Raw genomic sequence first — 14,748 nt, forward strand, 5'->3', positions numbered from 1 at the left:
TTTTATGCTTCATTCAAAAGTGAAGCTGTTATCGTATTTCGCGTGTCTTCAAAGTGACGTTTCACTTCATCTTGAATACGTTCTGTATTTTGAGACTTTAATGCCTTAATCATTTCATGATGCTGCTTAATCAGTGGGAGCACAGCTGCTTTATCATCTCGAAACCTTTTTTCAGTCGTAATTAAAAGAGCAGCTAAAATAATTTCACGGATGCTTTCCCACAATTTTAATATCCGCTTGTGGTCTGCTTCGATAATCACGAGCTCATGAAACCGCAAATCTTGATAAGCAAACTCTACATAGTCATCGTATTTAGCTGCCATGTTCATTTGATCAATGCTTTGCTCCAGCTTTTTAATAAGCGAATCATGATTAACTTCAGATAAACGTTCTAAGACAAAATGTTCTAAAAGCAGACGAACATCGTACAGCTCGTTTAAATCCCTAGTTGTTAAACCAATAACAACTGCTCCCATTCGCTGTAAATCAATTAGTCCTTCGTTTGAAAGGGTCCGCAGCGCTTCTCTTATAGGAGATCGACTCATTCCAAACTCTGCCGAGAGCTGATTTTCCGATAGTATGGTTCCTTTCTTCAGCTCGCCACTCATAATTTGAATTCTCAATTTGCTTACAACTTGTTCTCCTAGGGAGGCTCCCCGAAGCCATCTTTCCGGGTAGGTTACCTTTTTAATGTGTCATCACTTCCTTAGCCAACTTGTATACAAGTATTCAAGATTTAGTATATAGATAAGAAAGCTACTTGTAAACGTTTTCTTTATAAAATGTATATTTTTACAATTCTTTCTTACACTAAGAACTACTGATAAATAAAAGGTGGGAAGATGAATGAATCAAATTATATTGTGGGGGATTCTTGTTATTCCATGGTTTTTACTGCTGCTTCTTGATAAACAGCGAGTTAAACGATTTTTTACTGTAGGGTTGTTTGCTGCATTAATGATGACAATCGCTTATCAAGTAGCGGAAAAAATGCACTGGTGGACGGTTCAAGAAAACGTATTTTTTCTTACTAGCATGGGAGCAACGATTTATTGCCTTCATATTGTGATTACAATCTTTGTCTTTTACCTTACGTATCCCGGGTTTATCTTGTACATAATTGTTAACGTGATTTTGGATTTGATTCATGGTTATGTTATTGTTCCTTTTCTCGCTAAAATCGGGCTTTATAATCTGTATGAAATTAGTCATTTTGGGCTTTTCCTTGTCATGACTACTGTAGCCATTATTCTTTACTTGTTTCAACGGCTGCTTGACTTTATATTTGAGGAAATCCCTGCATAAAAAGCCACAGCAAACGCTATGGCTTTTAATCAATAGAAAAATGGAATAACTGTATCTCCGCGAATCGGTTCAATAGCCGCATGAAACTGAATTCGCAAACTTTTTGACGTTTCGATGTCAGCGGCATCCATGACGTGAAAATGAATGTGGGGTTCGGATGAATTCCCAGAATTTCCACACCTTCCGAGCAGCGTTCCTTTACGAACCACGTCTCCTTTTTTCACAGAAACCGACCCTTTCTTCAAATGTGAAAGCACACTGTATTCTTTTCCTTCATGCTCAATGATAACGTGATTTCCTAAAGGATTTTTTTTATTCGTGTGTCCTATTTCATTATCTTCTTGGCCATCAGCTGCTGCGATAACGACTCCTTCAAGCGGAGCTACAACCTTTTTTCCATATGCATAGTAATCTTCGTTTTTCATTCCATCATTTTTATAGCTTTGCTTTCCTTTTCGCACGACTAAATCATACGCATACCTTTGGTTTTCGACTGGATGGTGATAGTTTAACACCTCATGCTTTCCTCCCCAATAGACAAACCATTCACTTTGAATCGGCATTGTATATTTGTTTGTACTCCATCGCTCTCTCTCTGAAGATGATTCTATAGGAGCAAGCACAAGTGCTTGTATAATGTTATGTTCATCAAACATAACGCTGATGGTTTTTGTCTGCGTAGAATTTATCCAAATAAACTGCTCAATTTGAGGGGTTAAATAAAGATTTGTTTCTAGTCTGTAGAACTGTTCTCCTTGATTAAACAATTTGCTCTGCTCCAAAAATTGCTGAAGTGAAACTTGACGTTTAAATTCTTCGCTTACACAATCATAAAGCTTCTTAAAGTCCCCTTCTGCAAATAAAGTTCCAAACTCTTCTCTGATATTCACTTTTCTCTCTGTATCCATCATTGTAATCCACCCTTTTATATGTATTTCAATTTGTTTGAATTATCTATAAGTAATACGTTTTATGTTATAAAAAGGTTTCATTTTCCAATTATTCTATCTCAAAATCTTCTTCTATGCCGTATTTACAATTTTCTCAATCCATCTTATACTTATTTTACAAATATTTGAAAGGAGGTGCAGCATGATGAAAATAACGTTAAATAAGAAAATCAAGCTGCGCCGAGTAAGTGTTTTTGGCGCTTAGATTTTAAGGAGATTTCACAATGAAAGTAGCATTAGTACGTCATTACAAAGTAAACAAAGGGCTTCCAGAGAATCACCGCTTATCCACCGATGAACTAGTGGCTTGGTTTCAGGAATATGATGAATCAGATATTACGTATGGAGAGACTGATTTGAATAATATTGAATGGAAACGCTGTTTTTCAAGCGATATGCCACGAGCACACAAAACGGCAAAGCATATTTATAAACAAGAGATTACTCTTCTTCCGGAACTTAGAGAAATACCTATGCCTATTATTCCATTAAAATTTAAACTTCCTTTTATTCTCTGGGCATTACTGTTTCGCATGTCCGGACTCATCAACAAACAAGCTCGTAAAGATATGTCTGAGACTAAGAGAAAAGTAGCAGCAGTGCTAGATCGCGCTATTTCCGAGTCAGAAGACGATTTGCTGATTGTCAGCCACGGAGGCATTATGAAGTTTATGCGTAAAGAACTTATAAAACGCGGCTTTAAAGGGCCTCGGTTTGATATTGCTGTTAACGGAAAGCTTTATCTTTTTGAAAAGCAATAGAATGAAGCTTACTAGAAAAACATTCATAAAAAAGTCGCAGAGGTCAGTCCCTGCGACTTTTTAATAACCATTTTCTTCAATTGTTAATGCTTCACGCAAAGCGATATCTTTTCGGATATTATGAGCGATTTCACGCGTGATTTCTCCTTTTTCATAAAGTTCTTGCACCGTTTCCCGCTCGGTATGAAACGCTTTATAACATAAATCTCTCGTTGCTTTTTTACGTTTGCCTGAATTATACTCCGTACTCTCTTTTCTAAGTCTTGCCATGGATCTATGGTATTCACTAATGATAGCAAGTGAAATCATTCGATTTTCTTCGTTCATATTTTCTTTAATGACCTTTATTGCTTCTTCCATCATTTGAATACGTACTTTGTTCACTTTGCTTCTTCTTCGCAAGCTTTGTTTTCTTAAAGCCTGCTTATTCGGTGAAAAAATTCGGACTAATAATAATAAAACTTTTTTAAACCTCATCCAGCTCACCAATAATTTGTACCTTACACGATTGGTTACAGCCATTTCAAGCTTGTGCGTATGTTCCAAACAAATATACGCTGTCTCACGGTCTATTTTTTCCTCTTTTAATAGCTTTTCCACCAATTTCCCCTTGGCCTGAAGAGCCAGCAATCGAATTTCTTCTTCATACTGTTTGTTTTCAGAGGCTTCTAAAGGATGAGTTTTAACAATGATGTTATTAATCGTTGTATTATACGTTGAAATTAACGAAAGGGCTGCTCCACGATTTTCCTCGGTCATTTCTCTTTTTAACCGCTGAATAGCAGCTTTGTGCACTTTGATGCGTGCTTTAACCTCTTTTGTATTGCGCTCAGGCTTCTTCGGCGCCTTTTCTGTTTTCGCAATAACAGGTAAAAGAATGCTTGCCGCAACTAAGGTTAACAATATAACGCCTGCTGCTAGAAAAATAATCAGAGAGCGTTCCGGAAAATCACTGCCGTTATCAAGCGTATATGGAATCGAAAACGCTCCGGCTAACGTAACAGCTCCTCGTACACCTGAAACCGTAATAATGCCAATAGACCGAGGCTCAGGTTTTAGATGCTTGTTATTTTTGTAATACCAGCCTACTGACCATGACACCATCACCCAAATAAATCGTAGTACAAGCAAAAAGACAGTAATAATCAAAATATAAAGAAGCACTTGTCCATTATTAAAGTTTGGATCTTGAATAATTGCTTTCGCCACTTTTGGTATTTGCAGACCAAGCAGTACAAACACCAAACCATTTAACAAATATAAAATAACCGTCCAAGTACTTTTTGATACTACTTTAAGCTGCTGGTTAGGTGATTCCTCTCGGTCGCGCTCAATCGCATGCACAATGCCACCTGCTACAACTGCCAAGATTCCTGATAAATGAAAATGCTCAGCAATGTAGAAGACAACAAATGGAGTTAGAATTTGTATTAACATATGAATCGTAATATCTTCCATTCCTAAACGTCGAACAAGTACACGCAGTCTGATAATCAGAAAAGCGATAAATGCTCCTACAAACAAACCGCCTAGCGCTACCCAAAGGAACTGAAATGTAGCATCTACTATCGAAAAGACGCCCGTTACGGTAGCAGCTACTGCTACTTGAAACGCTACAAGACCAGAGGCATCATTCATCAGCCCTTCGCCTTCCAGCAAATGCATAATTCGCTTAGGCAGCTTTACTCGGCTCGCCATAGCTCCAACAGCCACTACATCTGTTGGGGACAAAATAGCGGCTAGTGCAAATGCAGCCGGTAACGGAATGGAAGGAATGAGCCAATTGATTAGATATCCCCCTACTGCCACCGTTACAAAAACCAGTCCCAGCGCTAGTAATAAAATAGGTGTACGAAGCTTCCAAAGAGCAGCTCTTGACACGTTTTTCCCATCATTAAATAATAGCGGGGCAATAAATAAAATAAAAAATAATTCAGGCTCCAAATGGACATCTCCGCCAAACGGCAAGATAGCAAGCCCTGCTCCCAAAGCTATTTGAACTAATGGAACAGGAATAAATGGTACAAAATGATTAATGATATTAGATAGACCAATCAAAGCCAATAAGACTAATATCGTCAGAAAAAATTCCATAAAAACAATCGACTCCTACTTCTATTTACATCCTTTTAAAGTTTCACGTTATCTCTTTTCGTTCATTTTATAGTGTTTAGTTTACGCTTTTTCTGCCAAAAAATGTTGCGGGTTATTAAAAAGTGCTCTTTCTTTTCGGTAAGTTTATTTCTACGGAGATTAAGGGAACAGTATACATGATATTCTTTATTTACCATATAAATCAGCTCATCAAACTTTTATAAAGGAGGTGTTCCCTTATCCGTTTCAACGGGGTAAGGAGATAAATTTGGAAACAGTAAATGTCATCTTATTCATCGTATTAATCATATTAACAGCCTTTTTTGTTGCAACGGAATTTGCCGTCATTAGGGTACGGTCGACTAGAATCGACCAGTTAATTGAAGAAGGAAACCGGAACGCTTTAGCAGCAAAAAAAGTAGTATCAAATTTAGATGGTTATCTTTCAGCCACACAGCTGGGCATTACGGTTACCGCACTAGGTCTAGGCTGGATAGGTGAACCTACGGTAGGTCATTTATTAGAGCCGCTTATTGACATGCTTCCTTTTGCTACATCACTTTCGCATGTCATATCTTTTGTTCTTGCTTTTTCGATTGTCACATTTTTAAATGTGGTAGCTGGAGAACTTGCGCCCAAAACGGTGGCGATTCAAAAAGCCGAACAAGTGACGCTGTTATTTTCCCGTCCCCTTATTCTTTTTTCTAAGTTACTTTATCCGTTTATTTGGCTTTTAAACCACTCAGCCAGAGGCGTTGTCGGATTATTTGGCCTGAAGCCAGCTTCTGAAAATGAAGTAGCTCATAGTGAAGAAGAGCTTAGAATTATTTTATCTGAAAGCTATGAGAGCGGTGAAATTAATCAATCGGAGTTTAAGTTCATGAATAATATTTTTGAATTTGATAATCGTACGGCTAAAGAAATCATGGTGCCTCGTACAGAAATTGTTAGCGTATCAGCAGATGAAACGATAGAAGAATTCTTAAAAATGGCTAGAGTAGAGCAATATACTCGCTATCCAGTAGTGGTAGATGGAAACAAAGATCAAGTGGTGGGATTAGTTAATATTAAAGAAATATTAGCGGATTACATAAAAGAAGATGATATTAAACCGCGTACCGTGCAAACATATATGAAACCCATCATTCAAGTTATTGATTCCATCGCCATTTACGACTTATTGCTTAAAATTCAAAAAGACAGAATTCACATGGCCATCTTAATAGACGAGTACGGAGGAACAACAGGGCTTGTAACGGTAGAAGATATCTTAGAAGAAATTGTTGGTGAAATTCGTGATGAATTTGATGATGATGAAATACCGGACGTACACAAAATTAATGAAAATCACTACGTACTAGATGCGAAGGTGTTGATTGAAGAAGTAAATGATTTACTCGGAACAAATATTGAACAAGAAGATGTTGATACCATTGGCGGCTGGATGCTGACCGAAAAGTTTGACCTTGCTAAAGGTGATAGCATCAAAAACGAAAGTTTTTCATTTAAAGTCATTGATATTGAACATCACCATATTAAACGAATCGAAATAACAAAGGAAAAAAGTACGGATACCAGCTAATTATCCGTACTTTTTTTGATGCTCTTTTTTCATTTGCAAATACTCTTTATTCTCTCGTACCTCCTTCCATTTTTTCATAAAAATAGATGCCGATTCTGCTTTTCGTTCATCAATTTGCCGTTCGTTCCGCTCTCCGTCTTTGTTGTATTTCTTTCCGCCTTTGTAGTTCGCGTAGCGCCTCGATCGCGTGTATCCCATTTGAAGAAATTTCCGGGCCATGTCCATTCCAACAAAATCGCTTTTTTCTTTGTAGGTTAAAAAAAGCTGATAGATGGCGTCGGCGGATTCCTCAGCAATTTCAGGTGTACGAAAACGCCAGTGAGGAAGAATTTCACTTTTATATGGCTCAACAAGGAGAACTCCTTGTTCTCCTTTTCCTACTCTATACTTTTCAGGATGTTTTCTAAAATCGATATGTTCAAAGTCAAGTGAATAATCAAATGCCACGGCTCTCCCCTCCTTTTTTGATCTCTACCCTTTACAAATGAATGATAAAACTTTTCTTAAAGAAGTTTTTCACATGCAGGTGCGGGTAATAATAGGTGGATAAGTATGGCTAACTTTTTTCTTCATACTAAAAGAAGTCCGAACTTATTAAATCATGATACGGGAGATTTCGTTATGTCAATAAAGCTACAGCAAAATCGAATAAAAGCTAATTTTTGGATTACTCCTTCTATATACGGAATTGTTGCTTTTGTTTTAGCCACTATTAGTACATTTTTAGATCGATATTTGACGGCTCACAAACAGTGGTTAAAGTTAGTTCCTTCCGTGTTTCTAACGGATAAAGAGCTGGCTCATACTATTTTAAGTTCAGTATCAAATTCCTTATTAACGATGACGACGATTACCTTTTCTTCTGTTTTGGTGGTACTGACCACGTTTGTAGGTCAGTTTTCTCCTAGAACGATTCAGAATTTTAATACAGATGCCAAAACTCAGCGTGTACTTGGCACTTTTATCGGTGGATACGTATACGTGCTCGTACTGCTCATTCAAGTTCGCAGCAACCAAGTCAGCAATACTTTTATTGTTCCTTCATTAGCGATTGTGGTAGCATTCATTTGCTTAGGGATGTTTGTGTTTTTGATTCACCACGTCATCAACTGGATTAAAGTTGGAAATTTAATTTCAAACATTGCAAAAAAAACGATGCTTACCATTGAAGAGAGACGGCTAGAACAACAAAAGCACCCCCAATCAAAGAATGAAATACAGCTTGATTTCGATAGTGAAAACACGCTGCAAATTAGAAGTAACAGACAAGGATATATTCAATATATCGAACTCAACCACTTAACAGCACTAGCATCTAAATTAAATGTCATTGTTAAACTGGAAAAAGCACCCGGTGAGTATGTAGAAGTGGACACACCGTTGTTAACTGTGATCACTCACAATCAATCGTTAGAACGTGAAAGATTTCTTCATTGCTTGTTTATTACAAATGATCAAGAATCGATCCAAGACGTAAAGTTAGGTATTCAAAAAATAAGTGAAATTGCGTTAAGAGCTATTTCACCAGCTATTAATGATCCTGAAACAGCCATTAACTGCATTGAACAGCTCACCCAAGTGTTTATCAAACTCGGACAAAGCTATTCTTCTTCTCCTTATTATTGCGATGAAGAAGGACGCATTCGAGTGCTGCTAGAAAAACCTTCTTTTATGGATTATTTGTACAAAGCGTTCTATCAAATTCGCCATTATGGAAAAGAAGATGTTTCCGTGATGTCTGCTATCATTAAGGCATTAACCATAATCGCTGAAACAAATCGCTCTGCCATCAAAAACGACGTATGGGTTTTTTCTTCCTATATCGTAGAAGGTCTGCAAAAAGAAGAGTGGCTTAAAATGGACAAAGAATTTCTCAATCAGCTTCTCAAAAACCTTGCAAAAGCTTGTGATAAAAAATGCACTTCTATACTGATAGGATAAAAACAAAAAAACGCCGCTCATCAACTGAGCGGCGTTTTCTTAGGGTATGAAGTGCTCTATCTCTTCTCTCTTTTTCACTATTATAAATTTATCGTTATATGACGTACGAAGAATATGCAAAATTTTAAGTCTGCTTTGCTTTTCGAAATCTGAATTCCACTGAAACATGTTAATAAAAATAGAAAATGTGGGTGCATAATTCGCTTTTTCGATTTTAGCTTTTTGCAGAACATACCTTTTTATAATAAACCATATTCTTTTTAGATAATGGGTATCAAGAAAAATAATAAGATCAGCTTCATTAAAACTTTCATTTGCCCACGTATAGTGTACACCTTCTACGATCTATTCCTTTGAAGCTGCAATATGATGTAAACACTTCTTTCTATCCGCTTCACTTCTTCTTTTATCTCCTTCATGTGTTCGTTCCCACATAATATTATCAAGTTCGTAGTGAGGAACTTTTAATCTATGGGATAATAAACGGGCAAGAGCTGTTTTTCCACTTCCAACAGGTCCAACGATATGTATTTTTTTACATGAAGCGCTTTGAATACCTCATCTCCTCCTACTTCAAACCTGTTTTTTTACACATATTGTATAACTCACGTTCTTTTTCTCTAATGCAAGCTAGAACGTTTTATGCTAGTATTTTATGGTACTTGACTGACAAAAGGAGTGAAATCGCAGTGCCTAAAACCCTTTTTGGAAAACTTACGCTGTTTTGGATTGGACTATTTTTATTGATTACAGGTCTATTTTTTTATTATAAATATACAAACCAAGCGTTTACCGCTGCGGATTTATTCTTTCGCGTCTCTCCTCCATTAGCTACTATTGGCTTCCTTTTAAGCGCAGCCGGACTATATGAAGAACGTGGAAAAAACAAACTAATTCCTCTCATTGTACTCAGCATTAGTTTTATCATGCTCTTTCAAGCAGGCTATCACTTTATCCATATGCATACTCCACCGCCGCGTCCCTGACTTTGTCTCATTCTCATTTATAAAAAAGCTCTTCGTTTAGTATATTAAACGAAGAGCTTTATTTTCTATTCAAATAAACGCACAAGCTTTTTTGTATAGGGATGCCTGTTTTTATCAAATAGCTGTGCACGGTCAAATTGATCGATAACCTCGCCTTGCTGCATAACCATCATGCGACTGCTCATAAATTTTACTGCTGCTAAATCATGCGAAATAAACAAATAAGATAGCTGAAACGTCTCCTGCAAATCTTTTAATAAATTCAAAATCTTCGCTTGTACTGTAACATCAAGGCTAGCTGTTGGTTCGTCTAATAGCACTAGAGACGGACCTACGCTAATGGCACGCGCAATCGCTACACGCTGAAGCTGTCCGCCGCTGAGCTCATGAGGATAACTCAGCGCATATTCCGAGCTGAGTCCGACTTTTTCTAACAAATAGAAAGCGATTTCTTTTTCATTCTTGCTAACATGAGATAAAAATGAAGGGACGGTTCGCTGCTGCCGCAAAGGCTCTAGCAAAGAGTCGATGATTTTCACTTTCGGATTAAAAGAAGCCGCTGGGTTTTGAAATACAACCTGCATGCCTAGACGAGCTTGCTGCATTTTTTTTCCTTTTAACCGGTGAAGAGGTTTCTCTGCAAACCATACTTCTCCCTGCTGAATTTCTGTTAACCTTAGCACACTTTTTACAAGCGTACTTTTTCCACTTCCACTTTCTCCGACAATCCCTACACATTCCCCTTTATCGATATACAAGGAAACATTATTTAGCGCTTTAACGTCTTTATACTGTTTCACAAGCTGCGTGACGCGTAATATACTTTTTTCTTTCATATTTCACTCCTATACCAACACTTTTTTCTGCGTATCTAATAATCGATCAGGCGTTTTCTGTAAAGAAGGAATGGCGTTAAACAGTTTTTTTGTATAAACGTGACGCGGAGCGTGAAGCAAAGATTCAATACTATTTTCTTCCACGATTTCTCCTTCTAGCATAATGGCTGCTCGGTCTGCATATTTCCGCACATGACGCAAATCATGGGTAATAAACAGAATGGCACAGCCTGCTTCTTCTTTCAGCTTATACAGCAGCTGAAGAACTTCAGCTGCTGCCACGCTATCTAAAGCCGTAGTTGGTTCATCTGCGATAATCAAGGCAGGCTTCATCACCAGCGCTAAAGCAATCGCTGCTCGCTGAAGCTGTCCTCCGCTCAGCTGAGAAGCATAGCTTTTATATACGCGTTCATTAGGTAAATTCACAGCTTTTAAAGCCTGAAAAATGGCGGCTTTCCTGTCTTTTTTAGACAGCTTACTATGTGTACGAATCGTTTCATCAAACTGCTTTCCAATTGTTAAAAAAGGAGTAAAAGCACTTCGATAGTCTTGAAAGATATACGAAATATCTTTTCCAAGGATAGGCGCCTCTCCTTTCTGCTTAAAGATAATAGATCCTCCTTTAAGCGTTACACCTGAAGGCAGCAGTCCTCCTATCGAAGCAGCAGTGATACTTTTACCGCTTCCGCTTTCTCCAACAAGCGCCATCCACTGTCCTTGCTCGATTATAAAAGAAACGTCTTTTACGATTTGTTTTGTTTTATTATGAATGGCTAGATGCTTTACTTCTAAAACGATGACGACCACCTCTTTTATCGATTAACTTGATATTTCCCTCGAATATATTCACCTAAAGCTGTAAACGTCAGCACAAATAAAATAATGGCCACACCTGGTATCAACATTAACTGCGGAGCATTGTAAAAGTAGGTCCTGCCTTCATTTAGCATCGTTCCCCATTCCGGAGTAGGCGGCTGAGTCCCTAGTCCAATATAGGATAGTGAAGCCATCATTAAAATAATTTTCCCTATATCCAGCGTAGCAAGCACGAGAATATGTCCTCCCACATGAGGAAGAAAGTGGCGCAGGATTAAAGGTAATGTTCCCACTCCGTTTAATTTAGCGATCAGCACATATTCTTTTGACTTTTCTTGAAGTACAATACTGCGCACTACCCTTGCATAACTAACCCACTTTACAATAACCATCGCAGCAATTAAGTTAAATAATCCAGGCCCTAACAGTCCGCTTAAGACGATGGCTGCAATATAGTCAGGAAAAGCTAAAAAAGCGTCTACAATTCTCATTAAAAAGCGGTCTATTTTCCCTCCAATATACGCTGAAACTAAGCCAACAGGTACTCCAATCAAAAGAGAAAGAGTTAAGACAAGAAAACTAGTCCCAATTGTGGTCTGAGCTCCAGCTACGATTCGTGAAAAGAGATCTCTGCCTAAGTGATCAGTTCCTAACCAGTGATCACCGGTGGATCTTTGAAGCCGATCTTGCATATTGACTTGTGTGGGATCCATCGGTGTTAGCTGACTTCCAAACAGACAAAATAAAATAAGCATAATACCACACACGCTTATTACTACAAAAGGAAGCTGCGGCTTTTTCACGTTTTATCCCCTCCCTTTACATAGAGCTGGGGATTTACATATTTGTAGCTCAAATCCACAAGTAAATTGATTAACACAACAAACAAGCCCATCCACAAAATATACCCTTGAATCACAGGGTAATCACGATTCATAATCGCATCAATAACTAATTTTCCAACTCCAGGATAAGCAAAAAGCACTTCAATGATGACCGTTCCTCCAAGCAAACTGCCTAAGCTTGTCCCTAAAATAGTCAGAAGCGGTGTTAAGCTATACCGAAACGCGTGGAAAATAAAAATGCGGCTTTCACTTATTCCTCTTGCTCGAGCAGATCGTACAAAATCTTGTTTCAATCCTTCTAGCAGACTAGCTCTAATCATTCGCATATACACAGCGGACATGGCAAAACCAAGCGTTAAAGAAGGCAGCACAAGATGGGCTGCTGTGCCTGTACCCATTGAAGGAAGCCATTGAAGACGTACAGAGAACAGCTGTATAAACAAAAGGCCGAGCCAAAAGCTTGGAATAGACGCTCCAATTAAAGAAATACTTCTGCTGAGATAATCAATCCACTTATTTGGATATAGTGCTGACAGCGTTCCGAGTGGCACAGCTATTAACAGCATCACAACCAAAGATGCAGCCGTCAAGCGCAGCGTAGCCGGAAACTTCTCTACCAATTCATCGATGACAGGCTCTTTTGTCATGTATGAAGATCCTAAATCAAACTGAAAAAAACGCGTCAGCCATTTTCCATATTGAATATATACAGGTTCGTTAAACCCTAGCTCTGTTCTCAAATTATTCATTTGTTCCTCAGAAACTGCCACGTCATCTACGCGAAGCATTTGCTTAACTGGATCTCCTGGAGCTAGCTTCATTAAAACAAAGCTGAGAAACGATAGTATAACTAAAAAGATGAGTAATTCTATTATTCTTTTACCAATTAATTTCATATCTACTTCACATCTAAATCCTTTGTTATCACATAGTATTCACTTTTGGTTGTAACCCAATTTTTCACATTGTCTTTATAGGCTACAAAATTATTTGGGTGAACAATCGAAGAATGCAGCGTTTCCTTTTCTGCTATTTCTCCGGCTTGTCTTGCTAACTTATTGCGCTGTTTTTGATCAACGGTTTTATTAAGCTCATCAATAATGGAAGCTAATGCTGGTTCATGAAAATGTCCGACATTAAATGCTCCTCCCTCCGTATAAAGAGCATTAAAGAAATATCCTGCATCTCCTCGCGGCGCGGTTACTAGACTGTATGTAACGATTCCCCAATCATCTTTTGTTGTCATATACTCATCCATATTCTCAACTTGTTGAATATCTATTTTTACACCAATCTTTTTTGCTTCTGACTGAAGCATTTGTGACATTAAAGGCAGTTCTGGACGATAAGGGTATGTAACAAGCTTAAAAGAAAGCTGTTTTCCATTTTTTATTGCTTTTCCATCCTTGAGTATATAACCGGCTTTTTCTAAATATGTTTGAGCTTCACTTGGTCCATAGGTTTTCGTTTTTTGATCGTTCGAAAAATCTAAACTCTTTAAAAATGGACCTTTTGCCGGGGATCCTTGACCGGCAAGCGCTGTGTCGACAACATCTTTTGGATTTAATAATACATCAAACGCTTTTCTCACATTTTTATCTTTAAACGCTTCTTGCCTTGAATTATACAAAAGCATTTGATTTCTTAGGCTCGGCTGTATATCTACTACAATAGAAGAATCTTTTTTTAACATGTTTAAGCTTTCAATTGCCGGACGGTACACAATATCGGCTTCACCTGATTGCAAAGCGGACGTTCGTGCATTTTCATCATCATTAAATGTTAACACAACTTCATCCAATTTTGGTTCTCCACCCCAGTATTCGTTATATTTTTTTACTTTCATTTCATTATCCGGTTTAAACGAAGCTACTTTAAATGGCCCTGTTCCGACTGGTTTATTTTTTATATTTGGAGCGTCAACATCAATAATTGCCGTGTTTGGGTGAACAAGTTCAGAAGGCAGCGTGGCAAGCGGCTCTGTTGTTGTAATGGTCAAGATTTGGCCACTGGCTTTCATTTCTTTAATTTTAAGTGCACTTTTCATTGCTTCACTTTCTTTTATCGTTCTTTCTAACGATTGTTTCACGGCTTCAGCATTCAAATCCTTGCCATTTTGAAACGTAATTCCGTCTCTAATCTCAAATATCCAGGTCGTCCCATTATCTTCTGTTTTCCATTTCTTTGCGAGCCATGGTTCAATCTGTAATTGCTCATTCACTTTGACTAGCGTCTCAGCAATTCCCGCTCTTACAGTTGTATAATTTAGCTGCGGATCGAGCGTGTCGCTTGGAAAATTTGATACAAAAGTAAGTGATTTCTTTCCACTCTTTTCTTCGGTACTTGCGGAGTTATCCGAACATGCAGCCAGCAGACCTATCGTAACAAGCATTGAGCACAGCAGACTTATCTTTTTTCTCATATAAACCCTTCCTTTATTAAAAACTATCCTTCTTTTATGTACTGCCTCTAAATATAATCCCCCTTTAAATCGTAACGATTATTATTATCATAAAAAGTTTAATTTGTTTACCTTACTTTGTCAACAAAGGTTTTTAAAGGATACAGGTGCTCTAGCACCTGCTTTCACTCGTTGTGATGATTGAATTTATTGATAACGTATACAAATGAG

The 14,748-nt window shown here is 37.8% G+C and carries 14 protein-coding genes; 5 read left to right on the forward strand and 9 right to left on the reverse strand.

All coding sequences use genetic code 11. The features are described 5' to 3' along the window. Positions 1-2: 2 nt before the first annotated feature. Positions 3-692: a GntR family transcriptional regulator gene (locus U9R83_RS14185; RefSeq protein WP_080564761.1), complete on the reverse strand. Its 690-nt coding sequence runs from the start codon at positions 690-692 to the stop codon at positions 3-5. Between the two features lie 154 nt (positions 693-846). Between U9R83_RS14185 and U9R83_RS14190 the strand changes: the two genes are divergently transcribed. Then, a complete protein-coding gene (locus U9R83_RS14190; protein WP_014459625.1) occupies positions 847-1,305 on the forward strand; it encodes a hypothetical protein in 459 nt (152 codons plus the stop codon). A gap of 29 nt (positions 1,306-1,334) precedes the next feature. Here U9R83_RS14190 and U9R83_RS14195 read toward each other — a convergent pair whose 3' ends face one another. Next, entirely contained in the window at positions 1,335-2,216 is an 882-nt protein-coding gene (locus U9R83_RS14195) for a M23 family metallopeptidase (RefSeq protein WP_014459624.1), read from the reverse strand. Between the two features lie 263 nt (positions 2,217-2,479). On the opposite strand from U9R83_RS14195, the gene U9R83_RS14200 reads away from it, so the two are divergent. After that, a complete protein-coding gene (locus tag U9R83_RS14200; protein ID WP_014459623.1) occupies positions 2,480-3,016 on the forward strand; it encodes a histidine phosphatase family protein in 537 nt (178 codons plus the stop codon). Positions 3,017-3,076: 60 nt separating this feature from the next. Here the strand turns inward: U9R83_RS14200 and U9R83_RS14205 are convergent, their stop codons facing one another. Next, a complete protein-coding gene (locus U9R83_RS14205) occupies positions 3,077-5,110 on the reverse strand; it encodes a Na+/H+ antiporter (protein ID WP_115654189.1) in 2,034 nt (677 codons plus the stop codon). 268 nt (positions 5,111-5,378) lie between these two features. Here U9R83_RS14205 and U9R83_RS14210 point away from each other — a divergent pair, with 268 nt between their 5' ends. After that, complete coding sequence (locus tag U9R83_RS14210; RefSeq protein ID WP_014459621.1) at positions 5,379-6,692, forward strand: hemolysin family protein; 1,314 nt, start codon at positions 5,379-5,381, stop codon at positions 6,690-6,692. Here U9R83_RS14210 and U9R83_RS14215 read toward each other — a convergent pair whose 3' ends face one another. Continuing rightward, positions 6,693-7,139, reverse strand: a complete 447-nt coding sequence (locus tag U9R83_RS14215; protein ID WP_226555337.1) for a DUF4385 domain-containing protein — start codon at positions 7,137-7,139, stop codon at positions 6,693-6,695. Positions 7,140-7,244: 105 nt separating this feature from the next. Here U9R83_RS14215 and U9R83_RS14220 point away from each other — a divergent pair, with 105 nt between their 5' ends. Beyond that, the gene (locus tag U9R83_RS14220; RefSeq protein ID WP_328575301.1) at positions 7,245-8,633 is read left to right on the forward strand and encodes a DUF2254 domain-containing protein; all 1,389 of its coding nucleotides are present in this window, start codon (positions 7,245-7,247) and stop codon (positions 8,631-8,633) included. Positions 8,634-9,322: 689 nt separating this feature from the next. Next, entirely contained in the window at positions 9,323-9,619 is a 297-nt protein-coding gene (locus U9R83_RS14225; RefSeq protein WP_014459616.1) for a hypothetical protein, read from the forward strand. Between the two features lie 65 nt (positions 9,620-9,684). Here U9R83_RS14225 and U9R83_RS14230 read toward each other — a convergent pair whose 3' ends face one another. Genes U9R83_RS14230 through nikA form a run of 5 tightly spaced genes read right to left on the reverse strand, consistent with a single transcriptional unit; the run spans position 9,685 to position 14,538 of the window. Beyond that, complete coding sequence (locus tag U9R83_RS14230) at positions 9,685-10,455, reverse strand: ABC transporter ATP-binding protein (RefSeq protein WP_115654193.1); 771 nt, start codon at positions 10,453-10,455, stop codon at positions 9,685-9,687. 9 nt (positions 10,456-10,464) lie between these two features. Next, entirely contained in the window at positions 10,465-11,262 is a 798-nt protein-coding gene (locus tag U9R83_RS14235) for an ABC transporter ATP-binding protein (protein WP_014459614.1), read from the reverse strand. A 5-nt stretch (positions 11,263-11,267) separates the two neighbouring features. Further along, the gene (gene nikC, locus U9R83_RS14240; protein WP_328575302.1) at positions 11,268-12,074 is read right to left on the reverse strand and encodes a nickel transporter permease; all 807 of its coding nucleotides are present in this window, start codon (positions 12,072-12,074) and stop codon (positions 11,268-11,270) included. Further along, entirely contained in the window at positions 12,071-13,012 is a 942-nt protein-coding gene (gene nikB / locus U9R83_RS14245; RefSeq protein ID WP_226555333.1) for a nickel ABC transporter permease, read from the reverse strand. The genes nikC and nikB overlap by 4 nt, the downstream gene beginning before the upstream one ends. Positions 13,013-13,014: 2 nt before the next feature. Beyond that, on the reverse strand, positions 13,015-14,538 hold the full coding sequence (nikA, locus tag U9R83_RS14250; RefSeq protein WP_328575303.1) for a nickel ABC transporter substrate-binding protein: 1,524 nt from the start codon (positions 14,536-14,538) through the stop codon (positions 13,015-13,017). Between the last annotated feature and the right edge of the window lie 210 nt (positions 14,539-14,748).

It is taken from the genome of Priestia sp. LL-8 (genome assembly GCF_036227845.1).
Taxonomy (GTDB): Bacteria; Bacillota; Bacilli; order Bacillales; family Bacillaceae_H; genus Priestia; species Priestia zanthoxyli.

Coding starts and splice junctions, on each gene's coding strand:
- U9R83_RS14190 (WP_014459625.1), top strand. CDS start 847: ATGAATCAAATTATATTGTGGGGGATTCTTGTTATTCCATGGTTTTTA.
- U9R83_RS14195 (WP_014459624.1), bottom strand. CDS start 2,216: ATGATGGATACAGAGAGAAAAGTGAATATCAGAGAAGAGTTTGGAACT.
- U9R83_RS14200 (WP_014459623.1), top strand. CDS start 2,480: ATGAAAGTAGCATTAGTACGTCATTACAAAGTAAACAAAGGGCTTCCA.
- U9R83_RS14205 (WP_115654189.1), bottom strand. CDS start 5,110: ATGGAATTTTTTCTGACGATATTAGTCTTATTGGCTTTGATTGGTCTA.
- U9R83_RS14220 (WP_328575301.1), top strand. CDS start 7,245: ATGGCTAACTTTTTTCTTCATACTAAAAGAAGTCCGAACTTATTAAAT.
- U9R83_RS14230 (WP_115654193.1), bottom strand. CDS start 10,455: ATGAAAGAAAAAAGTATATTACGCGTCACGCAGCTTGTGAAACAGTAT.
- nikB (WP_226555333.1), bottom strand. CDS start 13,012: ATGAAATTAATTGGTAAAAGAATAATAGAATTACTCATCTTTTTAGTT.
- nikA (WP_328575303.1), bottom strand. CDS start 14,538: ATGAGAAAAAAGATAAGTCTGCTGTGCTCAATGCTTGTTACGATAGGT.